This window comes from Mesorhizobium sp. M8A.F.Ca.ET.207.01.1.1 (genome assembly GCF_004794715.1).
Classification (GTDB): domain Bacteria; phylum Pseudomonadota; class Alphaproteobacteria; order Rhizobiales; family Rhizobiaceae; genus Mesorhizobium.
Window position 1 is genome coordinate 20,051 of sequence record NZ_SRUS01000018.1, and the last position, 25,139, is coordinate 45,189.

The following is a 25,139-nucleotide window of genomic DNA, read 5'->3' on the forward strand; positions in this document are numbered from 1 at the left end:
TGGCTAACGGTCCATCAAGACGCGTTTTTACCGTGATCTGCACGTACAGCCAGTATTGAGCCTAGAGCTATGGCGGAAACTGGGTGATAACGTTTTGAGGAGAGCGGCGTACGAGGCGGGTGATGAAGCCTGCCAGAACCTCTCGAGGAGAGCGATACGCCATGAACGAGACTATCAACATTGTTCTCCTTCGTCAGCCTGACGAGTTTGATGATCCACTGATCGATGTGCTTCGCACCGGGGCGCGCAAATTGCTGGCGCAGGCGATCGAGATCGAGGCCGAGACGTTTCTTGCCGAGATGCGGGATCTCAAGCTTGCCGATGGCCGTGACCGGATTGTCCGGCATGGTCACGGCCCGGAACGGAGCCATCCAGACGGGCATCGGGCCGGTGCCAGTCAGGCGGGTGAAGATCCGGGATCGCGGCGCGAATGGCAAGGTGATCGGGTCCGGTTCTCCTCATTGATTCTGCCGAAATGGGCGCGTCGGACGCGGAGTCTGGATGCGCTGCTTCCCGTTCTCTACCTGCGCGGCGTTTCGACAGGGGATTTCCAGGAAGCGCTGAGCGCGCTTATGGGCAAGGACGCGCGGAACCTTCACCCTCGGTGATCACTCGGCTGACGGCGGAGTGGAACGCCGACTACGAGCGTTGGCAAAAGCGCGATCTTTCGGCGCGGCGCTACGTCTATGTGTGGCGGACGGGGTTTACCTGCAGGCCGCATGGAAGACCAAGCCGAATGCATGCTGGTCCTGATCGGCGCCACGCCCGAGGGCAGGAAAGAACTCGTCGGTTTCCAGACCGGCGTTCGCGAGAGCGCGCAGAGCTGGCGCGAGTTGCTGGTCGACGTGAAGCGGCGTGGCCTGAAGATCCGCGCCCGATATTGCCGTCGGCGATGGCGCGCTCGGTTTGTGGAGAGCGCTCGACGAGGCCGTCCGGGTCGGCAATCAGGCAGCAGCGTGAACCCCGCAGATATCCAGAAGCGGCTAGAGCACTTCCGAGGAGGCGCGTCACACCGACTGCGTTACGCGGCCCATGCGCCGCCCATCGGCATCGGTCGATATCGGCTTCATGCCTTCCGAACTCGCAAGCGCTGGCGGAGCGCGTATGCAGCCGCAGGCTGCCCCGATAGGTTGCGACCTAGGACGTAGACTCATTACCACACAGCCAGATGCTTGATGTGAGCCCACCTCGCGAGCGACCGAGACTATGATCTCGATCCCCCCTTTTGCTGTCGCGCCCTGCTTATGGACGCGAACGATGGAGGTGTCGATCATCTGCGCCCGGCCGTCATGCGCTTTAGCAATTTCGATCATGAGGCGGTCCCACACACCTGCTTTCCGCCATCGGACAAAGCCGTTGTAGGGCCGTATCGCTCGGGGAGGTCCCGCCAAGGCGCACCGGACCGCAGTACCCAGAACTTGTTCAATAAATCTCGGCTTTCTTCCAACCATTTACAGTTCCTGTAATTCAGAAACTGTCCCCTATCTATTTGCCTCAGTCGAGGGGTGCACTCCACTGCTGTCCGGGAATTAAAGGAACTCTTGTCCGGCTTTTGCGAAATCCGCACTATCGCCGGCTGGAGGGGCTTGAAGCCGCTGCGACTCTGGCACAACTCTACGCAACGGCGCGGCTGTTCGTGAACTTCTTCCAGCCCTCCTTCAAGCTGGCGGGAAAAGAACGGGACGGCGCCCGCGTGCGCAAGCGCTATCACCCGGCGGCAACACCATGCCAGCGACTGCGGCACATCCACTCACGGCTGAACCGGTTCGGGCCATGCTGGCGCAAACACAGGGGCGGCTGGATCCGGTAAAGCTGCTGCGAGAGATGCGATCGGCGCAGCAGCACCTCGTCGACATTGCTGATGGATCTTGCACGCCGGCGCTGGTGGTGAGCGATCTGGCGCTGGATCAGTTCCTGTCGGGCCTGCGGACGGCCTGGAACTGGGGGAAATCCGCCCAGCCGCAAGAGCCAAGCCGAAGCAAAAGCGGGGTCGTCGGCGACCGGATCCGCTGCTGAAGGTCACGGGCCGGCTGCGCGCGTGGTTCGACGAAGAGCCCTGGCGGACGAGCCGCGAATTACTGGTGCGCCTGCAGGAGGAGCAGCCGGGGCAATATCCTGATCAACTTCTGCGCACGCTGCAGCGCCGTTTGAAGATCTGGCGGAAGGAAAAGGCGCACGCGATGGTGTTTGGGCCAATGCACGTCGAGCCGCCAATCGAGCCGATGGCGAATTGATCCCAACCCGGCCCTGGGGAAATTATGGTGAGGCAACGGAAAATCGTTCGGGAACAATCCAGGGTGAGGCAATACGACCTCTCTCCCCAGATTTTCGAAAAGCTTCCGCCGTGTCTGGTTGGTTTGGAGGCGTGCGGCGGTTCGCATTATTGGGCGCACCAGATTGCGGCGCTCGGTCACGACGTGCGTTTAATCCCGCCGATTGTGTGAAGCCTTTTGTGAAACGGGGCAAGACGGACGCCGCCGACGCCGAAGCGATCAGCGAAGCCGTCACCCGCAAGACCATGCGTTTCGTTCCGATCAAATCGGCTGATCAACAGGCGGCGGCCATGGTGCTGAGGACGCGCGCCCTTTTGATCCGCCAGCAAACTCAGGCGATCAACGCGCTTCGCGGGCATTTGTCGAAGTTGCCGCCCTCGGCACGGCTAAAGTGGCTGCGTTGATCGAGATCGTCCGCGACGAGGCGGACGTTTGCCTGCCAAAAGCCGCTCGTTTGGCTCTGGCTGAAATCGCCGGTCAGGTCGAGGCGCTGACGCGTCAAATCGACAAGCTCGAATGAGGGAGTCGGCGAGGCGAAGCGCGACGAGGACATGCGACGGCTGACCACAATTCCGGGCGTCGGAGCGATCACCGCGGCTTCCGTCAAAGCGCTGATCCCGGATCCCGACGGGTTCAAATCCGGTCGTCACTTCGCCGCCTGGCTGGGACTGACGCCAAAACCCCATTCGAGCGGCGGCAAGGAGCGGCTCGGCGGCATATCGAAATGGGCAACCCGACGCTCCGCTCGCTGCTTGTTTGTGGCGCGACGTCGGTCTTGCGGCGTTAAGGGCAACGACAAAGCGCCGCGATGGCTCGTCGCCCTTTAAGCGCGGCAGCCTTTCAAGGTCATCGCGATCGCGCTCGCCAACAAGATGGCGAGGATTATCTGGGCGCTGCTCACCAAGGGCGGGACATATCGAAATGCTGGTGCGGCAAGCGGCGCACCACGCGCCTGAGCCGAACGACGACCAGGACGGATTGGCCGGCGCGACGCCGGACAGAGGCGAGGTGCAAAATTAGACGATGACCCACGGGCGAGGCGAGAGAGGCCGGCGCGACAATGCGCCTACAGCGCGTCAGATTGATCAGCCCCTGGCATCGCGAATTTCATCGAGGCCAGCGGTCTTAGACCGCGCTGAAAGGTCGGACATATGACCGCACCTATCCCGCTGGATGACATGTCTGAAAAAGCGCTTGCCCGCGTGGCCGTTCCACATATGTCGCGCTATAAAATGGGCATGCGTTCGATGATGGCCGAAGTCCAAAGGTCTGCAAACCACCTGTCGTGGTTTCATTCCGCACTTATGAGTTCACGGCCTAGTCGTGTCCGCGATTTCTGAAACACGCACTTTGCTCGGGAGAGCCGTTCGAATGCAGAACGTTAGCATCAAATAGTAGCAAATTTTGGTCGATGCGTTTCAAGAAGCTGAGGCATTTGATCCATAAATATCCCGATGCAAGTTTAAGTTCTGGCGGGAGCGTGAATACTTGGGAGAAAAAGCAACCCGCGATGCAAAGTTCGCCGCCCTGGAGGGGATCGCTTGGCGGACCAGAGATCCACGAGTGCCTAGGTGGAGCTTTGGAATGAGCGGGCACAGCCGCCGCAAGCGTCGTTGCGCGGCTTTGAACCTCAATCTTGGCAGTCAAGAATCGTCGAAGTCCGGGTGTTCAGTTGACGCCTAGTGCGGCCGTATTCGCGACGGCAAGACAAGGAGAACAATATTCTTAAGGGAGGGATGTAAATGAATATGTTGCCAGTCAACCGCCGCCTCTTAATCAAGGCGATGCTTCTCGGATCGGCGGCCCCCTTGCTCGCGAGCTCTGTGGCCCTTGCATCGTCATGTGGTGATCAGATCGTGCGCATGGCAGCAATTTGGGCTGCCGACACAATGAATCCATTCGCTACTTGGTCGTCCTTTTGGCCGACTGCATTCACCTATGACCCTCTCGTTGGCATGGATGCGCAACGCCATCGTGATCGGAGAGGCTTTGCCAAGGAATGGTCGGTTGCGCATGACAATCTGACATGGACGTTTAAAATCTGGCCGGGCATGAGGTGGTCAGACGGCCAACCCGCCACAGCCAGAGACGCTGCATTCACCTATAACTATTTGCGCGAGTCTATCGGCACCCCAAACGAGCTGAATGTTGGGTGGAATAATGCTGCTGGGTTGGAAAACGTCGAGTCCATTAGGGCTATTGATGATGAAACCCTCCAAATTGTGACCAAGCTTCCAACGCGATGGCCAGTCAATAATGCAGTTCTGATTGTTCCCGAGCACATTTGGGCGAAGATTAGCCACGCCGACGCGCGTAACACCTTTCGCAATGATCCTCCGCTGGTGGGCACAGGCCCCATGATTGTTTCAGAGTTTCAGCCGGGTCAATTTGTCCGCTTGGCGTCGAACAAGTATTTTCGCATGGGACAGCCGCCCATGGCAGGCATGATTTTGAACCTGTTCAATACAGTAGATCCCATCGCCCAAGGTCTAAAAAGTGGCAACCTTGACTACGGTTATGGCATCACATCTGCTCAGTGGGAGGATCTCTCCAACCATTCCGACATTAGGGTCGGCCAATCGCGGGTCGAACAACGGAACTATCTGGCCTTCAACACTGCGTCCGGGGAGGGGGCAGGCAGCACGAAGGCCCTGCAAGATACGGCGTTTCGCGATGCCATTGGGTACGCGATCGATCAGAAGACCATCGTCGATCGCGCCTTTCGTGGGCATGCCGACCCGGGCGTGGGGGTGGTCATGCCGGCGGCGACCGATTACTATTCAGAGTTGAGCGACATAAGGCGCCGCTTTGACCTTGCTGAGGCTGCTCGCCGGCTTGATGCCGCCGGTTATCTCGACACAAACGGCGACGGACTTCGGGAGGACGAGGAGGGAAACAGCCTTCAACTTGAGCTGATCACCGGAGCATCCGGGGGCGGCCTCGAGATTCCGATCGCGGCGGTGCAACTCGTTGCTGGTTGGTTGGGGCAAATTGGCATTCCGGTGTCAGTGACGCAGCTTGAAACCGGCGCGCTGGGCGCCCGCACAGCAGCACCGGCCAATGGCGGTGGAGGCTGGGACCTGTTGGTCTCTTCGACTTGGCTGTCGCCCACCCCACACGACATCCTCAACTTGGGTAACAGCAAGGGCATTGGGACAAACAACACCTCTTATTGGAGAAATGACAAGTTTGACTCACTTCTTTCAGAAGCGGACGTCACGGTTGACCTCGCGAAAAGCAAGCAGCTGGTCGACGAGGCGACGCGTCTCATCTACACACAAGCGCCCTACATCATGCTGTGTTACCCTTTTCTGCTCGACGCGCATCGAACGGACTGCATCCAAGGTTGGGGGACAGAGGATGCCGTATCAATGTGGGGCTATTTCCCGTTCGATCGTCTGAGGCCGGTCTGATGTCTAGTGCCTTCGCAATGGGAGGGCCAAGGAGCCGGCGCATCGTGCGCATCGTCATTAGGGCGATTGTGACACTTCTGATGGTGGGAGTCCTGAACTTCGTTTTGTTCAGGATCATTCCGGGCGACCCAGCCAAGCTTCTGCTCGGCGGAGCACGCAGCAGCGTGACAGCCGAGCAAATGCAGGCGCTGCGCCAGAACTGGGGCCTCGATCGGCCGCTATTCCCGGACCAGGTTATCGACTACTTGTCGGCAACTATTCAGGGCGATTTAGGCTACAGCTTCAAGTTCAGGGGCAGACATGTCGCTGACCTAATCTTGGAGCGTTTGCCGGCCACCATTGCCCTTGTAGGTCTAGCCCAATTAATCGCCATCCCATGGGGTGTCATGCTTGGCCTATATGCAGGGTGGCGCAGAGGAGGTGCCGTCGATCATATCGCCACGGCAACCTCTCTGGCGCTCTATTCGACACCCTCGTTCTGGCTCGGCATGCTCCTGGTGGTAGTCTTCAGCACGGCATTGGGTTGGTTTCCCGGCTACGGTGCATACTCGCCCGGCGCGATCACGGGCTCCCTTGGTTCGTTCCTCGACTATCTGCTGCATCTCACGCTTCCGGTTACCGCGGTGGCACTTGGGCTGATCGGCCAATACGTCGTGGTCGCACGTGCAGCGATGAGTGACGTAGTCACAGAAGATTATATGGTAACTGCGCGGGCCAAAGGGCTGACCAACCGTCAGATGCTAATGCGTCATGCATTTCGCAACGCAATGTTGCCCGTCGTAACGCTGATTGCTCTTAATCTTGGCTACGTAGTCGCCGGGGCCATCACCATCGAAGCCGTATTCGCCTGGCCGGGTATCGGAGGGCTGACAGTGGAAGCGCTGAATGCACGGGACTACCCTGTCCTTCAAGGCATATTTCTGTTGCTTGGTGCGTCGATTGTTGTCGCAAACCTTGTAGCCGACCTGGCCTACGGCTTTCTTGATCCGCGAGTCCGGCAATGAGCGAAGGAACAGTTCGGTATCCCCCGCGAGGCCGAGCGCGAGCGATAAAAAGCTTTCTGCGTCAATTTCTTGGCCGGGGCGGTGCTCAGGCTGGCGTCCTATGTTTAGTCTTCTTTCTTGTGCTGGCTGCCGTCCCAAATATCCTTGTAGGACCGCTCCAAACTGCAATCAACGCTACGGGCGATTTCCTCGCGCCACCATCAAGCCAGCATCTGCTGGGCACCGATGATGTGGGGCGAGACGTGCTCAATCTGGTTGTCCATGGTGCCCGGATATCGCTGACGATCGCGGTGCTGGCGACCGTGATAAGCCTTGTCTTCGGCACCACTGTTGGTATCAGCGCGGGCTATTACGGTGGAAGGGTTGACGTCTGGCTGATGCGCTTGACGGATTTCTTTTTTGTCATGCCCTCCTTCGTGCTGGCGCTGGTCATCACGCCAGTAATCCTTGAAGTTTGGGGGCGCGGTGGAGATATCTTCGGGTTCCGTCCTTCTCTTTTTGTGATTATTGTCGTTATCGGAATGACGAGCTGGGCTTTTGTTGCGCGGATCGTTCGCAGCCAAACGCTGTCGCTTAAGGAGCGAACATTCGTAGATCGCGCGCGGGTTGTGGGCAGCAGCAATATCGTCATCATGGTAAAGCACATCCTGCCCAACCTCGTGCCGCAAATCACGGCCAATGGCGCTCTAGTTGTCGCAGGCGCAATCTATGTTGAGACATCGCTCTCGTTCCTTGGACTTGGCGACCCTTTGCAGCCTTCATGGGGCACTTTGCTTGCGCTCGCTCAACGCGCCGGTGCTGCCAGTGCAGGAGCCTGGTGGGACCTCAGCCCAGGAGTATGCGTCCTTACGGTTTCGCTTAGCTTCGTCCTGATCGGCAATGCCCTCGACGACACCTTTAACCCACGACGCAGGGTGATCCCATGATAAACTCGTCCCAGGACAACGCACCGCTTCTGGAGGTCGACAGGCTCTCTGTCGATTATGGGCTCAAGGGCGTTTCATCGCGTGCGATCGACCGCGTGAGCTTCGCGCTCCGGGCCGGAGAGGCGGTTGGCCTCGTCGGTGAATCGGGCAGCGGGAAGACTACGACTGCAATGGCGATCGCGGGTCTGCTTTCACCCAACGCGCGGGTCAGCGGGGGTGAGGTACGATATCGCGGTAAGCGACTGCCGATCGATGACGATGCGGCGATGCGGCCACATCGCTGGAGTGAAACGTCCGTTGTCTTCCAGGGCGCGATGAATGCGCTTAATCCTGTTCACCGCATCATCAAGCAGATAGCCGAGCCGTGTGTGCTGAAGCTTGGCATGTCGCGTGTCGAGGCAACCGCGCGGGCAAGAGAACTGCTCGAACTCGTCGGCATTCCGGCAGATCGCGGCGCTGCCTATCCCCACGAGTTGTCGGGCGGTATGCGACAAAGGGTGATGATTGCCATGGCGCTGGCATGTCGCCCCTCGATCGTCATTGGTGATGAGCCGACCACGGCGCTCGACGTCATTACCCAGGCTCAGATTCTCAAACTGCTGGGTGACTTGCGATCGCAGCTTAACCTTGCTCTCATTTTAATCACTCACGATCTTTCTGTGGTGGCTGAGGCTTGTGATCGGGTGATGATCATGTATTCCGGCCGCCTCGTCGAGGACGGCACTGTCGCTGAGATCTTCGGCAAGCCTAAGCACCCGTACACGCGATTGCTGATCGACTCGATCCCGAACCCGGCGAGCGGCAAAAAGGTGATCCGGCATATACCCGGTGATCCCCCCAGTCTGGTGAATCGGCCGTCGGGGTGCGCCTTCCATCCACGTTGCCCTTCGGCCATGGGGGTATGCCAGACAGAAGTACCTAGCCTCACTGGAGTCGGGCGGGGACGCGTCGCCTGTCACCTTCACCGGTTCTTGCAAGAAGACAAGGTCGCTGCTCATGCCTGACAACGCCAACTTCCTGCGTCTCGAGGGCCTGCAAGTTCACTTTCCCATACAGGGTGGGCTGTTCGACCGCGTCTTGGGCCGACCTCCCCGCGCCGTCCGCGCGGTGGACGGGATCGATCTCAACATCAGACGGGGCGAGATCGTCGCCTTGGTCGGAGAGTCGGGAAGCGGTAAAACGACGGTAGGCCGCGCAATCACCAAGCTTGCACAGCCAACAAGCGGCAGGTTGTTGTTCGAGGACGAGGACATGAGCTCAGTGCGCGGCTCTTCGGCCCTGCGTCCTTACCGGCACCGCGTGCAGATGATCTTCCAGGACGCTTATCAGGCGCTCAATCCGCGCCACACCGTGTTCGAGATTGTGGCAGAGCCATTGCGGTCACTGCAACTGGTCGAGGGCGGGAAGCAGCTTGCAGATCGTGTGAGCGAGGCGCTTGCAGCCGCCGGGCTCAATCCTCCTGGTGATTTCTTTTCCCGTTTCCCGCACGAGCTGTCTGGTGGCCAGCGCCAGCGGGTGGTGATTGCCGGAGCGCTTGCCGTGAAACCGAAGCTCATCGTCGCCGACGAACCTGTGTCAATGCTCGATGTTTCTATACGCGCACAGATTCTTCAGGTCTTGGTCGACTTGCGCGCAAAGCACAACATGGCGTTGCTGTTCATCACCCACGATCTTCCGCTTGCGTGGTTGATCGCCGACAGGATTGCCGTTTTGTATCTTGGAAAATTGGTCGAGATCGGCAGCGCCGACGAGATCACATTCAATCCACACCACCCTTATACGGTCGCACTGCGCAACGCGACGCCGCAAATTCGCAGCGACGCTAGTCGCGTCGGTCTGCCGGCGTTGCAAGGAGAGGTTCCAAGCGCCGCACGCGTGCCCAAGGGCTGTCGTTTCCATCCTCGCTGCCCGGTTGCCTTCCACCGCTGCAAGGAGGAGGAGCCGCCGGCCATCGAGGTGGCCGCGAACCACACCGCTGCATGTTGGCTGGCGACATAACTCCGTCCAGCAAGACATACCCACGTTGATTTGAATGCCGTCGTTAGACGTAATGTTTAACAATCAACCCGAGGCTGCATTAATGAAATTAAATGAGTATACAGAATTCGACGCTACCGGTTTGGCAGCTCTGGTCAATCAAGGGGAGGTCACCGCTTTGGAACTGACGGGTTTGGCGCGGCAGGCTTACGACGATGTGAATCCACGCGTCAACGCTGTAATCGAATTCTATGAAGACGCCGAGACAATTTCAGGCCCAGCTTCCGGGCTTCTGAACGGTGTGCCTTTCCTTCGCAAAGATATTGGAGCCAGCGAAGCTGGACGTCTCCAGGAAATGGGAAGTCGGCTGTTCAAAGGTTGCCGTTCCAAAACCGACAGCTTTTACTTTCGGCGCGCCCGGGATGCTGGACTTCGAACAATCGGAAGAACAGCAACGCCGGAGCTTGGTATGTCCGGTATGACTGAAACGATTGTCAATGGGATTACTTGCAATCCGTGGGATTTGAACCGTTCAGCAAGCGGCTCTTCTGGAGGTGCTGCGGCGGCAGTGGCGGCTGGGATCACACCAATCGCGCATGCAAGCGACGGTGGTGGATCCATTCGACAACCTGCGGCTTGGTGCGGGCTTGTTGGGCTGAATCCGTCTCGCGGTCGCATTTCTGGTGGCCCGAATGGTCAAGACGGGTGGTTCGGTCTATCTAGGCATTTTGTCCTATGTCGAACTGTGCGAGATATGGCAGCAGCGCTTGATGTCTTTTCTGGTCCCGAGCCTGGGGACCCATTTGTTATCGTCCAGCCGAATCGCCCTTACGTTGAGGAACTTTTACACTCCACCGGGCACCTGAGGGTCGGGCTTGCCAGGACAAAATGGGGCCCGGTTGATCTCGAGCCTCAAGTTCTACAAGCGGTCGACGGGATCGCGTCACTGCTCGAAGAAATGGGACACTCGGTAGTAGAAATCCCCCCGCCATATGAATTCGAAGAATTGCCGAAGATAATGCTGGGGTTGTCAGATATGGGGGCAAGTTGGCTCGAAAGTGCGGCGCGCGCCTTGGGACGCTCCATTAGCGCAGACACCCTAGAGCCGGTTAACCTTAAACTTTATCAACGAGGGCAGAAGCAGCCTCTCTCAATCTCAACTGAGATACATGAGGCCATCCGAGGAATGCGGCTCAAGGTGGGCGAGGCAATCAATGCCTTCGATATACTTTTGACCCCGGTAATGTCGACCGTCGCCCGGCCGCATGGCGGGATCGACACCTTGACCAATGAAACCGTCTCGGTAGAAGAATTTATACAAGCCGAGTATCAAGAAGGTGGCCACCTCGGCGTGTTCAATGTGACTGGTCAACCTTCGGTCAGTTTGCCTCTGGCGCAAAGCACTGATGGACTGCCGATCGGCGTTCAGATCGTCGGCCGTTTTGGGGATGAGGCAACACTGGTCCGTATGGCACGAGACCTAGAGGATGCCCGACCTTGGATTGACCGGCGTCCAAACGTACGAGCTGGGGTTTCGCGGGCTTAATCTGCAGTCTATCGTGCAGGTCTTTCTATAAAGGACCACATCGTGCTCACCAACAATGGCACGGCCTTCGCGCCAACCTGCCCAAGAACCGCCACGGCTCCAGCCGAAACCTTCTGGATCCATCTTCGACCGCGTCTGCACCGCAAAAACCTCAGCGCCGGCTGACCGAGCCGTATCACCCCTGGACCAGGCGTACGCCGCCGGTGAAGCTTCCGAATAACCACATCGTCGGCTTGAGAGCGATGTCGTGCAACCGGGTCATGCCACGCCAGACGACCATATACCCGGAGGCGGATCATGGTTGCGGGCGAGATAGCCGCCAAGCATGGCGATTTGCAGCAGGTAAGCGGCGAGAGTGGTCCGTTGGAGGCGCGGTCGCGTTCGGGACGCGTCGATCGGGTTGAGCGTAGTGATCTCGGCGAAGGTGAGAACGCTGTCGGGCGCGGCGTCTGGCTTGGCGCGCGCCGACATCGTGACGAAGAATATGCGCCAGCTGACCACCGCGATGAGGGCGAGGAACTTCGCCAGCCTCTCGGCGGTCTCGAGCCTTGCCTCCTCAGCACGGCAGCCGGACTTCATGACCTTGTGGAACACCTCCGCCTTCCAGCGCAGGGCATACCAGCCGAACTTCTCGACCGCCACGGAGAGATCTTCGACCGGTAAGTCGTCACCAGCTTCCAGTCGATCGTAACCGCCCGATTGTCACCGCCTGCCTGACATTATAGCGCGACAATCTGGAAAGAGGTCGTATTGCCTCACGTAACGACGCTCCCCGAGATTCGAGCGTTGCCTCATCCATTTTGCTCCCGGCCTCCTTCGCGAGCGCCCACGGCGCCTCAGTATGGCCTTGCGATCTCCAGGATCGGCGGCTCCTTGTTCAAGGGGGGCAAACAGCAACGCGTCCGCCTGTTCGCTGCGCCAGACCTTCAGCCGAGTAAGCGCTGTCGCGGAGCCACCAGCAACTAGCCGACATCATGGACAAAATGACAAAATGGATGCCCCGTATTTTCTGCCGCTTTCTGCTCCAGGAAGCGGCGAGCTTCCATGATCTGCGTTAGATCCGCCAAAACTGCATCAGCAGCGGGCCAGTCCGCCTCAGAAAGGTTGTCTTGGCCGCTACGGATGTCTTCCGCCATTGCAAGGAGCGCAGCCCAGACTGGCTTTATCTTTTCTACCGTAAGCACGTATGTGCTTTCAGGCACTTCCGAGAGGGCAGCCGATTCGGAGCCGCCGCGAGCCGCTGTGCATTTATCGCATCCACAGTTCTCGTAAATGCCGTGCTTGTGGTCACTCATTATGCCGCCGCCTCATTCAATGGGCACATCCGAAGCTTCATCAACGCAATCGCATTGGCCACTGCCGAGGGCGTAGGTGTGATCGCCATCACTGTAGCCCGCCTGGTGGGTGTGTCTCGTTGGCCAACCCAGTTGATGCCAGAACCTATCGTGGTTGAACCCGGCGTGATAGCTTCCGGCTGCTTCAACTAACTATCCGCCTCGTGTGCTTTCATCGTAGCGGTGTTCTCAGGCTACGGCCTTAAGCTCTGGAGGGGTGATGTAGGCCCAGGGCAGGAGATCGTCGATCTGGCTGTTCAAGTGGCCGTCGATGATCCTCGTGAGCACGTCGGCGAGGTAGCCGAGCGGCTCGACGTCGTTCAGCTTGCAGGTTTATGCCGACCACCGAACTATGCCGAGCGGGCGCGTTTCCGCCAACGTTTTTCATGACTTAGCCGCTGCAGGATCGGCATAGATTAGGGTCTCTCCGTCGCGATTGGCGCGAAGGAGAGGACACATGAACGCGAATGAGTATCTGCAACGCAGCGCACTTTATCGGAAGCTGATCCACGGGCCATATGGCGAGTTTGCACGCGTTTATGCGGGCAGATTGTCGGACGAAGGCTTCGGTCGGCAATGCACCTGGCGATCGCTAAGCATATTTCGTGAGTTGAGAGACTGGCATGTCGGCAACGGGCACGATCTCCAGGATTTAAGCGAAGTTCATGTTGAGCGGTTTCTTGAGCACCGTTCCAAACACTGGAGCATCGATTCGGGCGACCGATCGGCGCTCCGGCGCTTGCTTGCCGCGTTACGGCAAGAAGGTTTGATACCAACCGCCCTTCCGATTGAGCGCACGGAGTACGAGCAGATTGTTGATGTGTTCGCGGCTTACCTCACGAATGAGAGAGGGCTCGCCGCCTCGACGGTGGAAAGCCACAAGCTGCTCTCACGCCGATTTCTGCAGGAGGTCTGTCCGGCTGGCGCAGATGGGTTTGCAGCGCTCACCCCGGAGATCGTCATCGGTTATGTCGAGCGACATGCTCTTGATGGCTCCGCCGATTGTGTGCCGTCGATCCGTCGCTGGCGGCTTGCTGGCCTACCAACCTTCCTGCCACCACAGAAGGTTCAGGTGGTTCTCGATGCCTGCGATCGGACCACGGCAATGGGGCTTCGCGACTATGCGGTTTTGATGGCGCTGGCCAAGCTGGGCTTGCGCGCCAGCGAGGTTGCCGCGCTCAGTCTTGACGATATCGATTGGCAGTCGGGCAGTGTCCTCGTCCATGGCAAGGGACGGCGGCAAGCGATGATGCCGCTACGCCACGACGTCGGTGCAGCTATCGTCGCCTACATCCGGCATGGGCGGCCGGCTTCACCGTGTCGCCGGTTATTTCTGCGAATGCTTGCTCCGCACGTCGGCTTTGCCTCAGGCCGCGCCATCACGATGATCGCGAAGGAGGCCCTAGAGCGGGCGGGTATTCACGGCTATGCGCACCACGGCGCGCACCTCTTCCGCCACAGCCTTGCGACCGACCTGCTGCGGTCGGTGGGCCAGCTTTGCCGAGATCGGCCAGTTGCTTCGTCACCGGAGCATCGACAGCACAAGGATCTATGCCAAGCTCGACATCGAGAAGCTGCGCGAACTGAGCCTGCCCTGGCCGGGAGGTGTCCAATGAGCCGTCTTCGAACAGCGCTCGAGCGCTATGTGGGCATGCGCCAGGGATTGGGAATACAAGTATCATGGCCCCGCTCGACGGTTGTCGGATTTCGTCACCTTCATGGAGGCTCGCGGCGCCGAGACCGTCACCACGGCGCTGGCAATGAAGTGGGTGACGTTGATCGGCCGACAACCGAGTTGGTCCATCCGCCTAACCGATGTGCGCTGCTTCGCTCTGCACCTCGCTCATTTCGACCCCATAACGGAAGTGCCACCTCAAGACGCTGTGTCGCCGGCGCGGCGTGCAAAGCCCTACATCTATAACGATGCTGAGATCACGGCGCTTCTGGCGGCGGCACTGTCGCTGCCGCCGGCCAACGCCCTGCGTCGCTGGACATATCATTGTCTGTTCGGATTGATAGCGGTCGCCGGGCTACGCCATTCCGAAGCGCTCGACCTGCGCCGAGACGACGTCGATCTCGACCAAGGTATCCTCACCATTCGGGAGACGAAGTTCGGCAAGTCGCGGCTGGTCCCGCTCCATGCCACGACGGTCGCCGTGCTGTCGGACTATGCCGCGCGACGCGACGCGCATCTCGTCGCGCCTCGTAGCCCCTATTTCTTTGTCGCCGAGCAGGGCGGCAGATTGCTGCACCAATACGTGCACCGGGTGTTCTGGCAGCTGTCGCGACAGATCGGTCTGTGGCAGCGGGGGCAGAGCGATGGTCCGCGGATTCACGATCTTCGTCACCGTTTCGCAGTCCAGGCCCTGACCAATTGGTATCGTGCGGGCGAAGATGTCGAGCGGGAACTGCCGGTCCTCTCGACCTTTCTCGGCCACGCCAATGTTCGCGACACCTACTGGTATCTATCCGCCGCGCCGGAGCTAATGACCCATGCCGCGCGACTGCTGGATGAGCGGTGGGAGGTTCGCTCATGAGTGCCTCGAACGATCTGGCCGTGCTGATCGAGCGATGGTTCACCGATCGGCTCATGCGACATCGAGGCGTAAGCTCCAACACCATTGCCTGCTATCGCGACACCTTCCGGCTCCTGTTTGCATTCGCGCAGACACGCCTTGGCAGGTCTCCGTCGCAGTTGACACTTCGGGATTTGGACGCGCCTTTCATCGGCGCATTCCTGGAAGACATCGAGACACTGCGATCCGCCTCAGTGAGGACCCGGAACCTCCGCCTCACGGCCATTTGGTCTTTCTTTAGATATGCGTCGTTCGAGGAGCCGGCCCATAGCGCCCAGATTCAGCGCGTGCTCGCGATCCCGTGCAAGCGATGCGATAAGCGACAGCTTCAGTTTCTCACCAGGCCCGAGATTGAAGCGATCCTGGCCTGTCCGGATCGCAGCACATGGCTGGGACGGCGTGATCACACTCTGCTGTTGCTGGCCGCGCAAACGGGGTTGCGGGTCGGAGATCATCGATCTCGACCGGGACTCGGTGATGCTGGGGCACGGTGCCCACGTGCGATGCGTTGGCAAGGGCCGCAAGGAGCGAAGTACGCCGCTCCCCAAGGTTGCACAGCAAGCCCTTCGGGGCTGGCTCAACGAGCCCAGGAAACGGGGTGCAACGGCTCTCTTTCCGAACATGCACGGCGGCAGGCTGAGCGCCGACGGCGTGCAGGCGCTGCTGAACAAATATGTCGCCAAGGCTCGCGAACACTGCGTTACCCTCCGCTCGAAGCGGGTGTCGCCACATGTTTTGAGGCACAGCGCTGCAATGGAGCTGCTGCAGGCGGGCGTCGATTGTTCGGTCATCGCCCTATGGCTGGGCCATGAGGCGATGGAAACAACGCTGACCTATCCGGCAGCGCCGAGCATTGGGCGGTGATCGCTTGGCTGATCGAAACCTGCTTATGCCGCACGCGGCATAAGCAGGTCTGGACTAACCCGCTCCGCGATTGCGGAGCGGCAAGGAGGGTGTGTGCCGCCGGCGTGACCTGATCGCGTCGTCTGTCGCGCTGGTCATGTGTCCACAACAAGCTCCGACTGCGTCAGCATGGAGTGGCTGCTTGCAGCCCATTCCATCGGACAAAGGAGGAGTTTGTCATGACCCAACTTCGCCAACGCATGAGCGAGGACATGCAGGTGCGCAACTTCGCGCTCAACACCCAGCTGTCGTATCTGCAACAGGTGTCGCTGTTCGCCCGATACTTCTGTAAGTCACCGGACTTGCTCGGGCGCGAGGACATTCGGACCTATCAGGTCTATCTGGCCAACGAGAAGAAGCTGGCGCCCGGCTCGATCCACACCGCCATTGCGGCGCTGCGCTTTCTCTACACTGTGACACTTGAGAGGGACTGGGTGCCTGAAGAGGTCCTGCCGCTTCCCAAGAAGCCGCAGAGGCTGCCGATCGTCCTCAGTCCCGAGGAAGTTCAGCGTTTTCTCGGCTGTGTCCTCGACATCAAACATTACGCCATCCTGACTACCTGCTATGCCGCCGGCCTGCGCATCTCGGAAGCGGTACAGCTGAAGCCCACGAACATCGACAGCCAGAGAATGGTCATTCTCGTCGAGCAGGGCAAAGGCCAGAAGGACCGCTACGTGATGCTGTCGCCCAAGCTCCTGGAGATTCTGCGCAACTATTGGAAGGTGCGTCGGCCAGAGGCGTGGCTCTTCCCCGGCGATCGCGCCGGCCAACCGATCACCAGGGATGCGGTGGGACAAGCCTGTGCGAAGGCGCATGACCTTTCCGGATTGTCCAAACCGGTCACGCCACACGGCTTGCGGCACGCCTTTGCCGTCCATTTGCTGGAGGCCGGTGCCGACGTGCGCACCATTCAACTGCTGCTCGGTCACAGGAGCCTTGCGACCACCGCCCATTACCTGCGGATTGCCACCAACAAGGTCTGCGCCACGTCGAGCCCCTTCGGGCTTTTGCCGCGTCCGGCGCCCACCATGCCGCCGCCTGCCAAGCCGCAATACTTCTGAACGGTCACGGCAATGGCCCGCTCGGGGCCGGAAGTGGCGGATATCTTCCGCTACTACGGCGAAGCCTATCGCGCACAGCATGATGCGTCGCTGTCGGTCGCCCAGCGCCGTGTCATGACGGCGATTGAACTGTGCCGGACCGCCGCGCTCGGCGGGCACGTCGAAGCATGTGATCAATGCGGCCACAGGCGCATCGCCTTCAACAGCTGCCGCGACAGGCATTGTCCCCGCTGCCAATCTCTGGCCCGCGCGCAATGGCTGGAGGACCGTCGCGCCGAGCTTCTCGACACCCCGTACTTTCACGTCGTCTTCACGCTGCCGGAGCCCATTGCCGCGATTGTATCAGAACAAGGCACTCGCCTACGGCCTGCTCTTTCGCGCTACCGCGGAGACGTTGCGGACGATCGCCGCCGACCCCCGACATCTCGGCGCCGAGATCGGTTTCTTCGCCGTGCTGCACACCTGGGGGCAAAATTTGCTGCACCACCCCCACCTGCACTGCGTCGTGCCGGGTGGCGGGTTCTCGCTGGACCGCACGCGATGGATCGCCTGCAAGCCCGGCTTCTTCCTGCCGGTCCGCGTGCTCTCGCGCCTGTTCCGACGATTGTTTCTGCAGCACCTGGAGAAAGCCTTCGACGCCGGCCAGTTGAAGTTCTTCTCTGACTTGCAGGCCTTGAGCGAGCGCAATGCCTTCCAGCGCTATTTGGCGCCGCTACGAAAGGCCGAGTGGGTCATCTATGCCAAGCCGCCCTTCGCCGGACCCGAACAGGTCCTCGACTACGTCGGCCGCTATACGCACCGCGTCGCCATTTCCAACAATCGCCTCGTCGCCATCGAGGACGGCAAAGTCGCCTTTCGCTGGAAGGACTATCGGCACGGCAGTCGGCAGAAGGTCATGGCCGTCGCGGCCGATGAGTTCATTCGCCGCTTCTTGTTGCACGTCCTGCCCGAAGGCTTCCATCGCATCCGCTACTACGGCTTTCTCGGCAATCGCTATCGTGCGCAAAAGCTCGCCCACTGCCGCGACCTGCTCGGCATGCCGGTTCCCGAGCCCTCGGATAGCCGATCCGCAAAGGACTATCGCGACCGCTACGAGGACCTCACCGGGCATTCCCTCAGGCAATGCCCCGCCTGTCGTCAAGGCCAGATGATCATCATCGAAACATTCGACGGCGTCACCGGACGCCCGCAATACCAGGATACGTCATGAAACAGGGGCGTCGCCTTCGTTGTCATAGTAATCGCGCCGGCCGGCTCGGAAGCCAAACTGAGCCGGTCCTGCAAAAGTGTGCGCCGTCATCACCGGCAACCTCTCCCAGGCAGGGGCCGGCGCCGATCCTCACATGCCGGAACCGATATCTGTGCCGCTTTCGGCGTATGCCACGCCTTCAGTTGCCGCGGCCGCGACCGGATCCGCACCGTCATGCGATACCTGTTCATGGGTGCGGCCCTAATTGAAAACCCATAGCGGCCACCCTTGCCCGCGGCTTAGTCCAACACGTTTTTAGCTCACCGTCGCGATCCACCGCAGCGCGCTCTCGCCACCCGCCTTTCTGCGCGACGCCAAGCTAAAAACGCTCTGCATTATGCGTCGTGCGAGATTATGTGGCGGAGCCGCCCTGACCGCTTTCGGGCCGGCCAAACCCAGCTTGCCTCCGCCACATAATATTCAGATGGAGTTCAGCAGTTGCAGAACGGAGTCATTCGGTCGGAATCGCGCGCCGTGATCGCCGTTGACGCCGGCCTTCTCGAGTCCATTGCGCATCATCTCGACATCCGCTGCGGTATAGCGGTGGGTCGTGGCGACCTGTGCGTGCCCGAGCCAGGCTTGGATCGTCAAAAGGTCCACGCCAGACTGGAGAAGCTTCATGGCGAGGGAGTGCCGGAAGATGTGCGGCGATATGGGCTTGTCGGCCAAGGCTGGCCTGATAGGCACGGCCTCGGCCGCCGCACGCCGCACGATATGGGTCGCTCCGAAGCGAGTCAGGCGCTCGTTGCGGGCGCCGACGAATATCGGTCGCGGCTCGTGATGGGTGATCCCGCGCTCGCCCAACAAGGTCGTCAGCGCTCGCGCCAGGTCCTTAGGAATGGGCACGACGCGGTCTCTGCGCCCCTTGCCGCGCAGCAGCACTTGCGGGTGAGAGCGCTCCAACTGAAGGTCATTTGCGTTGACGCCGGTGGCTTCCGAGACCCGGGCGCCGGTCCGTGCCAGGAAGAGCAGAAAGGCTCGGTCGCGCCGACCACGAGGCGTCTTTGGATCGGGCGGCGCGATGAGGGTATCCACTTCGGCCTTGGTGAGATGGTGCGTTACCTCGATGTGTGCCCGTTTAATGGGAATCGACAGCACGCGTTGGGCGACACCGAAGGACGCCGGGTCGGCGGCAGCGACGTGGTGGAAAAAAGACCGGATCGCGGCCAAGCGGGCGTTGCGCGTCGCGACGCAATTGTTCCGCTTCTCCTCGAGTTGGTCGAGAAAAGCGAGAACGAGGTCTCGATCGAGATCTTCGAGCGCCAACGCCGCCGGCTTCTTATGCAACCGGTCGGCGGCAAAGAGGATCAGCATGCGCAAGGCGTCGCGATAGCTGGCCACGGTCGCGGGAGTCGCATTGCGCTGCTTCGTCAGGCGCCGGCGGAAATAGGACTCCAGGAGCGCGCCAGGAGCAGGTGTTCGCTCATGCTGCGCCTCCATCGAGGGCGGCACGCTCAGCCGCGATGGCGAGGAGCTCCGCCGAGCCCGTGAGGTAGTAGGCCGTGTCGCTGTAACTGGCGTGGCCGAGATATGTGGCGAGCAAAGGCAATAGCGCCTGAACGTCTGCGCGCTGTTGGTGCCAGAGGCTGAGGCGGGTCACGGCGAAACGATGCCTGAGATCGTGTGGCCTTAACGGCTTGCCGCCATCAAAGTCGGCGAGTTTACGGACCTCGGCAAAGCCGTTTTGCAGGCCGGTCGCCGAGAGGCGGTTGCCCCGGGAACTGAGGAAGAAGGCCTGATCCTTGGATATGGGGAAAGCGGCGTCGCGCTCACGGGCATAGCAACCAAGGGCACACTGGGTTGTCGTGTGAACTGGAACGAGACGATCCTTGCGGAACTTTATCTTCCGAACGAGGAGAACCCCGTTGGTGAGATCAACGTCGGAACGATCAAGCCCGACTACTTCGCCCGATCGCAGCCCTGAACTTGCCAACAATCCGATCAGCGTCGCCATCGTCCGCCCTCGCAGAGGGATGCTAGGCGAAATGCGGGCGCATGCGTCGATGAGTGACGTCAACTCAGCCTCGCTGAGAATACGCGGAGGCGGAATCGCTCTGGATCTGGGGAAAGCTCTGCGCTCCAAGCCGTCGGTCCGGGCGTCGTAGACGGCGAGATACTCGTAAAACCGGCGGAGCACGCCATGGCGAATTGCGCGGCTGTTGGCGGCGCCGCCGAACGAGAGGACGAAGTCCAGCGCCATCGTCCGGGTAGCGGGCGCATCGAGCTGAGCGCGCCCAACGTAGCGGACGAAAGCCCGCAACGTGCCGGCTTGCTTGCTGAAGGCGTAGCCGAGGGAGTGGCGCAGCTCGATGTACCGCTCGGCCTTCTCGCCGAGGAATCGGGCAAAGGCGGTCATGCGACGCCTCCCGGAAAGGGGAGTGCGACCTCGGCGAGCTGCGAGGTCGCGACCTTTACGTACAGCGCCGTTGTATTGATGCTCTGGTGCCCGAGAAGATCGGCGACCTCGTTGATCGGCCTTCGCTGCCTGACAAGCTGGGTGGCAAGGCTGTGGCGCAGAAGATGCGCACCTCCGACCCACCCGAGTTCAATCCCGCCATGCCGCAACCGCTTCCGTACGATCCTCGAAACAGGCGACGCGCACTTGAACGGTCCCAAGGGCGGCGTGAAGGACAGGAACAGATACGGACTATCCACCTTCGGTCGCGCGCGCAGGATGTAGTCGGCGAGCGCGGCGCCGGTCTCGTCGAGCAGCGGCGCCACGCGATCACGCTTGCCCTTGGTGCGCCGGACAAAAATCTCGCCAGCTCGCCAGTCGATATCCTGCAGCTGAATGGCGCGGAGCTCGCCGTTGCGAATGCCGGTGGTGGCGAGTAGCAGCAGGACGGCTCGATCGCGGATGTCGACCGGCGTCGTTGCGCCGATCGCATCGATTGCGCGCCGAACGTCGTCCCATGCAAGGCGCGGTGGCAAATGCGCCAAACGCCAATGAGGCGTCCTTGGGACGACGGCGGCGAGATCCTGGTCATGGTGGCCAGCCCAACACAAAAACCGAAGAAATGTTCGGATGTGAGAAGTCGCTGCCGTGCGGGTGCCGGAGGTCGCCGATAGGGACAGCCGATGCTCGACAGCAGCGAGCACGTGCTCGGCCGCCAACGCCTCGAGGTCTTGACCGGGATGATGATGGCGGAACCAATCCAGAAAGCGGCGGCCGCCCAGTAGAACGCCTTCGCGGGTCTTCGGCTCAAGTCCTCGCGCCTTGCGCAAATAGTCGGAAAATGAGGTCAGAAGCGGAGTATCCGGATCATCATCTACCCTGGGCAGCGGAAGCAATGAAGCGCTCCGGAGCCACTCGCCGTGCATGTCCCAGCGCCGATGCTGCCCCAATGCGTGGAGAATCTGTAGTAAACGTGCATAAATAGCTGTCGACGACATCTTGATGGATCGGCATCCGACCACAGCGCGTTGCGGCAAACTGGCTAAAGCGCGCGATCCGGCTCAAGTAAATCTTGGCGGACGCTCGCTTGTAACCAAGGGCGAAAAAATGCTCCGCGAGGCGATCCATCTCGCCACCGAGTGCACCGCTACGCAGGCGCTTGAGCACCCCACAATAGGAAAAATAGAACTCGAGCATTCTGCCCCTCCGGCGTTGTGGCACAGGGGAATCCCGCCCCATGAGAGAGGCATGAAATATTATGTGGCGGAGGCAAGCTGGGGTTTGGCCGGCCTTGCCGGGCGTCAGGGCGGCTCCGCCACATAATCTCGCCCGACGCATAAGAACGGATCGGCCCCCATTGTCTCTCGCACCAGCGCCGCCAATCCCTCCGCACCCTTGCGGAAGTCGACGGGCTTCGTCGCCACCATGACCTTGACCGCACCCGTCGGCCCGATCACGACGTCGCCTTCAGCGCGCGGATCACTGCGGCCACCGTCTTGGTATCGGCGCCCCGGCCGACGCGAATCGCGATGCCGTCGATCTCAAGCTCGATCATGCCGGCATCTCGGGTGGCTTGATCCGCTGCTTCGGTGAACGGCTGGCTACAGGTTCCGCCGCCGCCAAAACCGCCGGCACAAAGGCAAGAGAATCTTGCTGCACCGAAGCGGCCTGTTTGCGCGCTTCGCGGCGCCAGGCGAAGACCTGCTGCGGCATCCGACCATCCTACGCCCCACGGCGTCATTCTTCTGCTCGACAAAGGCCTGGTCATTCTTGCGGTAGGGGCGGCAGCGCGTGAAGACGACGTTGGCGGCGTCGCAGTAGGCCTTCAGCTTCTCGTTCATGAAAGCGGTGTCGTTGTCCGTATCCAGGCCGAGAAGCGCGAAGGGCAGTTGCTTGCGCAATTCTGTGGCACCGTGCTCAACAGCGTCTGTTCGCGAACCAGCAGCGGCGCACATTCCGTCCAGCCGGTCGCAATGTCGGTGAGCACGAGGGTTTTGGATGAAGCTGCCGCGAGCCGAAGGGCCGCTATGAGCTACGAGGTCCGCCTCAACGAAGCCTGGCGCTGGATCGTCCCAATCCGCCGACGTTCTAATGGGAATGCTCCGTCGCAGGGCGTGCGCCGCGGGCCGTCGTCGAGGACGTCCCAAGCCTTCTCGGATCGGTCCCAGCGTCCTGTCGAACGTGGCCGCGCTCACCGCCAGCAATTTGCCCGGATTTCGGGCGCCAGGTTGAAATGACCGTGCCGTTCCATCGCCTTGAGAAGGACGGGCAGCAACGCCTTCAGCCGCTTGCCGCAGACGCGGTCCGACGCCTCCCAGAGCAATATGAGCGCATTGCGTTCCGCTTCATCATAAATCCGCGGCCGCGCTCGCCTGCCTACAACCGGCCCCTCACGGGTCGTATCAGCCGCATCGCATGCATGCGGTGAAAGCCGGTGATGACGACGAACTCATCCAAAATTCTCGCCTTCTCCGCTCGCGTCGAAGCAAAATAGCGCTCTGAAACCGCCGTCGTCAGTTCTTTCCGTGTCGCCAGGCTCAGCCGTCCCATCGTCGCCCCTGCTCATACCCCTCGGTAGGAGCAACTTATGTGAGGCAGGTTGAACATTCAGGAACATTTTCGACGAGGCAATGCGCGCTCTCACTTTGATTGCCGCGCCGCAGACATCGTCGTGATGGCCTATGACACGTGTTTAACGACGTCGTTTGCGACGTGTCTTGTGCGAGGTTTGCGATTCTTGTGCTGAACGACTGCCGATCGAGCGGTTCCGACGCACGGAAGCCAGGGCGCTGCGGCCGCTGGATGGGCGTGCACCATTCCGGCAGGTCCGGGATCTGACCCGGCGGGTTCAATCCGATTGCTGCATCGAGCTCGACACGAATGCCTACAGTGTGCCCTGGCACCTGCTCGGCGAGCTGGTCCGGGTGGTCGTCTGTGGCGGCCGCATCAGCATTCAGCACGAGGGAAAGGAGGTTGCCGTCCATCCAGAGAGCGCCGGGCGCCGGCAGAGGCTGAACGAACCGGCTCACTTCGCCGGGATCTCCAGGGTTCCGGCGCTGGCGCAGCCGGCCGCACTGCCGTCCGGTCCGCCGGATCCGGCGCTTTTGCGTCCGCTGAGGGAATATGAACTTCTGGTCGGGGGAGGCTGGTGATGGTCGACCACGATGCGCTGATCGAGATGCTGACACGGCTCAAGCTAACGGCGATCCGTACCAGCTCGACAATCTTCTGGACGAAGTGGCGCGGCGGGAACTCACCGTGCGGGAAGCCGTGGCCTTCCTTTGCGAGCGCGAGGTCGCTCGCAAGGAGGAGCGCCGGATCGAGATGGCCAGCAAGATCGCCCTTTCCCACCGTGCGCGATCTTAGCGGCTTCGACTTCTCAGCCCAGCCCTCGCTCGATCCCGGGCAGATTCGTGATCTGGCGGTCTGTCGCTGGATCGCGCACGGCGACACGCTGCTGCTGCTCGGCCCACCCGGTGTGGGCAAGACGCATCTGGCCATTGCGCTAGGCCGCGAAGCCATCCGCGAAGGATACTCGGTGCTGTTCGTCGCCGCCCAGGCCTTGGTTGCCGCCCTCGCCAAGGCGCATCAGGAGGGCCGCTTCGAAGAGCGCCTGGCGTTCTATGCAAAGCCCAAGCTGCTGATCGTCGACGAACTCGGGTATTTGCCGTTCGACCCCAACGCGGCGCACCTGTTCTTCCAGCTCGTCTCCAGACGTTACGAGCGCGGCAGTCGGCTCATCACCTCGAACCGGTCCGTCGGCGAATGGGGCGAGGTGTTCGGCGATCCGGTCGTGGCCACAGCCATCCTCGACCGGTTGCTCCATCACAGCCATGTCATCACGATCCGCGGCGACAGCTACCGCCTGCGCGAGAAGCGCCGTGCCGGTATCTTCAACTCAGCCAACCTCAACATGGAGAAGGCTCATGACGCACGATAGCCGACAGATTTGTGCCCCGGCTTGCCGGCACCCGGGAGCCCACAGGTACCTCCCGCGCTCCGCTCCGCCAGCCGCGCGGAGGCGCTCCGCTACGCGGGTCCCTCCTGTGGACTCCGGGACCGAGCCACAGTCCATCAACCAAGCGGGGGCAGTTTTAAGTGTCGCCGAGGGGCGCATTGCCTCAAGCAAAATGTTACCAATAGTGTCGCTGTTCCGGATGGGATGGTCAGGTGTTGTCATCCCGATTCGGAGGATGGATGGCAAGGCGGATCAGCATGGCGACACGGTCGGAATTGGTGGAAGCAATTGTCGAGCGGTATCGATCGGGGAGCCGAAGCGATAAGCGCCTCATCCTCGATGAGTTCGTCGCGGTGACCGGTTATCATCGCAAGCATGCGACCGAGTGCTCCGTCAACGCGTCGAAGATACCTGGCAACAAGAGGCACAGCCTTCGCTACGGCGGCGATGTTCGCGAAGCGCTCGTGGTGTTTGTGGGAGGCATCGGAGCGGCTGTGTTCCAAACGGCTGCGGCCGTTGATACC

17 protein-coding genes and 12 pseudogenes are annotated in these 25,139 nt (G+C 60.7%); 17 read left to right on the forward strand and 12 right to left on the reverse strand.

The window, feature by feature from the left end:
- Window positions 1-122: 122 nt before the first annotated feature.
- Window positions 123-927 (forward strand): annotated as a pseudogene (locus EN850_RS31825) (transposase); the annotation flags it as partial.
- Between the two features lie 398 nt (window positions 928-1,325).
- Here EN850_RS31825 and EN850_RS31830 read toward each other — a convergent pair.
- Window positions 1,326-1,417 (reverse strand): annotated as a pseudogene (locus EN850_RS31830) (IS5/IS1182 family transposase); the annotation flags it as partial.
- A 150-nt stretch (window positions 1,418-1,567) separates the two neighbouring features.
- On the opposite strand from EN850_RS31830, the pseudogene EN850_RS31835 reads away from it, so the two are divergent.
- The 9 genes and pseudogenes from EN850_RS31835 to EN850_RS31875 all read left to right on the forward strand — a co-directional run.
- Window positions 1,568-2,234 (forward strand): annotated as a pseudogene (locus EN850_RS31835) (transposase); the annotation flags it as partial.
- A gap of 24 nt (window positions 2,235-2,258) precedes the next feature.
- Window positions 2,259-3,229: pseudogene (locus tag EN850_RS31840) on the forward strand (IS110 family transposase).
- Between the two features lie 195 nt (window positions 3,230-3,424).
- Window positions 3,425-3,613 (forward strand): hypothetical protein, encoded by a 189-nt coding sequence (locus tag EN850_RS31845; RefSeq protein WP_127322461.1) that lies wholly within the window; start codon window positions 3,425-3,427, stop codon window positions 3,611-3,613.
- A 402-nt stretch (window positions 3,614-4,015) separates the two neighbouring features.
- Complete coding sequence (locus EN850_RS31850; RefSeq protein WP_136092871.1) at window positions 4,016-5,686, forward strand: ABC transporter substrate-binding protein; 1,671 nt, start codon at window positions 4,016-4,018, stop codon at window positions 5,684-5,686.
- A 17-nt stretch (window positions 5,687-5,703) separates the two neighbouring features.
- Window positions 5,704-6,690 carry an ABC transporter permease gene (locus EN850_RS31855; protein WP_127308900.1) on the forward strand — a complete coding sequence of 329 codons (987 nt, stop codon included), beginning with the start codon at window positions 5,704-5,706 and terminating at the stop codon, window positions 6,688-6,690.
- Window positions 6,687-7,616, forward strand: coding sequence for an ABC transporter permease (locus tag EN850_RS31860; protein ID WP_127308897.1), 930 nt, complete (start codon window positions 6,687-6,689; stop codon window positions 7,614-7,616). Before EN850_RS31855 ends, EN850_RS31860 begins: the two co-directional genes overlap by 4 nt.
- The gene (locus EN850_RS31865; protein WP_127308896.1) at window positions 7,613-8,620 is read left to right on the forward strand and encodes an ABC transporter ATP-binding protein; all 1,008 of its coding nucleotides are present in this window, start codon (window positions 7,613-7,615) and stop codon (window positions 8,618-8,620) included. The genes EN850_RS31860 and EN850_RS31865 overlap by 4 nt, the downstream gene beginning before the upstream one ends.
- On the forward strand, window positions 8,613-9,614 hold the full coding sequence (locus tag EN850_RS31870) for an ABC transporter ATP-binding protein (RefSeq protein WP_127308895.1): 1,002 nt from the start codon (window positions 8,613-8,615) through the stop codon (window positions 9,612-9,614). The genes EN850_RS31865 and EN850_RS31870 overlap by 8 nt, the downstream gene beginning before the upstream one ends.
- Before the next feature lie 82 nt (window positions 9,615-9,696).
- Window positions 9,697-11,139 (forward strand): amidase, encoded by a 1,443-nt coding sequence (locus EN850_RS31875; protein ID WP_127308899.1) that lies wholly within the window; start codon window positions 9,697-9,699, stop codon window positions 11,137-11,139.
- A gap of 258 nt (window positions 11,140-11,397) precedes the next feature.
- Here EN850_RS31875 and EN850_RS31880 read toward each other — a convergent pair whose 3' ends face one another.
- From EN850_RS31880 to EN850_RS31890, 3 genes and pseudogenes are all read right to left on the reverse strand, one after another.
- On the reverse strand, window positions 11,398-11,781 hold the full coding sequence (locus EN850_RS31880; RefSeq protein ID WP_245478111.1) for a hypothetical protein: 384 nt from the start codon (window positions 11,779-11,781) through the stop codon (window positions 11,398-11,400).
- Between the two features lie 320 nt (window positions 11,782-12,101).
- Window positions 12,102-12,434, reverse strand: coding sequence for a hypothetical protein (locus EN850_RS31885; protein ID WP_127308894.1), 333 nt, complete (start codon window positions 12,432-12,434; stop codon window positions 12,102-12,104).
- Between the two features lie 228 nt (window positions 12,435-12,662).
- Window positions 12,663-12,806, reverse strand: a pseudogene (locus EN850_RS31890) (transposase domain-containing protein); the annotation flags it as partial.
- Window positions 12,807-13,578: 772 nt separating this feature from the next.
- Here EN850_RS31890 and EN850_RS37945 point away from each other — a divergent pair.
- From EN850_RS37945 to EN850_RS31915, 5 genes and pseudogenes are all read left to right on the forward strand, one after another.
- Window positions 13,579-13,899, forward strand: a pseudogene (locus tag EN850_RS37945) (tyrosine-type recombinase/integrase); the annotation flags it as partial.
- A 186-nt stretch (window positions 13,900-14,085) separates the two neighbouring features.
- Window positions 14,086-15,010 (forward strand): annotated as a pseudogene (locus EN850_RS31900) (tyrosine-type recombinase/integrase).
- A pseudogene (locus EN850_RS37950) lies at window positions 15,007-15,886 on the forward strand (tyrosine-type recombinase/integrase); the annotation flags it as partial. The pseudogenes EN850_RS31900 and EN850_RS37950, both read left to right, overlap by 4 nt.
- A gap of 245 nt (window positions 15,887-16,131) precedes the next feature.
- Complete coding sequence (locus EN850_RS31910; protein WP_127308893.1) at window positions 16,132-17,013, forward strand: tyrosine-type recombinase/integrase; 882 nt, start codon at window positions 16,132-16,134, stop codon at window positions 17,011-17,013.
- 12 nt (window positions 17,014-17,025) lie between these two features.
- Window positions 17,026-18,223, forward strand: a pseudogene (locus EN850_RS31915) (IS91 family transposase).
- A 459-nt stretch (window positions 18,224-18,682) separates the two neighbouring features.
- On the opposite strand, the gene EN850_RS31920 reads toward EN850_RS31915, so the two are convergent.
- From EN850_RS31920 to EN850_RS36600, 8 genes and pseudogenes are all read right to left on the reverse strand, one after another.
- A complete protein-coding gene (locus tag EN850_RS31920) occupies window positions 18,683-19,702 on the reverse strand; it encodes a tyrosine-type recombinase/integrase (RefSeq protein WP_245478108.1) in 1,020 nt (339 codons plus the stop codon).
- Window positions 19,686-20,618 (reverse strand): tyrosine-type recombinase/integrase, encoded by a 933-nt coding sequence (locus EN850_RS31925; protein ID WP_127308892.1) that lies wholly within the window; start codon window positions 20,616-20,618, stop codon window positions 19,686-19,688. Before EN850_RS31925 ends, EN850_RS31920 begins: the two co-directional genes overlap by 17 nt.
- Window positions 20,615-21,553, reverse strand: coding sequence for a site-specific integrase (locus EN850_RS31930; protein ID WP_245463782.1), 939 nt, complete (start codon window positions 21,551-21,553; stop codon window positions 20,615-20,617). Before EN850_RS31930 ends, EN850_RS31925 begins: the two co-directional genes overlap by 4 nt.
- Window positions 21,528-21,854, reverse strand: a complete 327-nt coding sequence (locus EN850_RS37955; RefSeq protein WP_245463781.1) for a hypothetical protein — start codon at window positions 21,852-21,854, stop codon at window positions 21,528-21,530. The genes EN850_RS31930 and EN850_RS37955 overlap by 26 nt, the downstream gene beginning before the upstream one ends.
- A gap of 143 nt (window positions 21,855-21,997) precedes the next feature.
- Window positions 21,998-22,114, reverse strand: a pseudogene (gene tnpB, locus EN850_RS31935) (IS66 family insertion sequence element accessory protein TnpB); the annotation flags it as partial.
- A 94-nt stretch (window positions 22,115-22,208) separates the two neighbouring features.
- Window positions 22,209-22,370: a hypothetical protein gene (locus tag EN850_RS36595; protein WP_164893201.1), complete on the reverse strand. Its 162-nt coding sequence runs from the start codon at window positions 22,368-22,370 to the stop codon at window positions 22,209-22,211.
- Window positions 22,370-23,207 (reverse strand): annotated as a pseudogene (locus EN850_RS31940) (ISNCY family transposase); the annotation flags it as partial. The gene EN850_RS36595 and the pseudogene EN850_RS31940, both read right to left, overlap by 1 nt.
- A 35-nt stretch (window positions 23,208-23,242) precedes the next feature.
- Window positions 23,243-23,641 carry a hypothetical protein gene (locus EN850_RS36600; protein WP_127308891.1) on the reverse strand — a complete coding sequence of 133 codons (399 nt, stop codon included), beginning with the start codon at window positions 23,639-23,641 and terminating at the stop codon, window positions 23,243-23,245.
- Between the two features lie 167 nt (window positions 23,642-23,808).
- On the opposite strand from EN850_RS36600, the gene istB reads away from it, so the two are divergent.
- Both istB and EN850_RS31955 read left to right on the forward strand, forming a co-directional pair.
- Window positions 23,809-24,597: an IS21-like element helper ATPase IstB gene (istB, locus tag EN850_RS31950; protein ID WP_281033860.1), complete on the forward strand. Its 789-nt coding sequence runs from the start codon at window positions 23,809-23,811 to the stop codon at window positions 24,595-24,597.
- 257 nt (window positions 24,598-24,854) lie between these two features.
- Window positions 24,855-25,139, forward strand: a pseudogene (locus EN850_RS31955) (hypothetical protein); the annotation flags it as partial.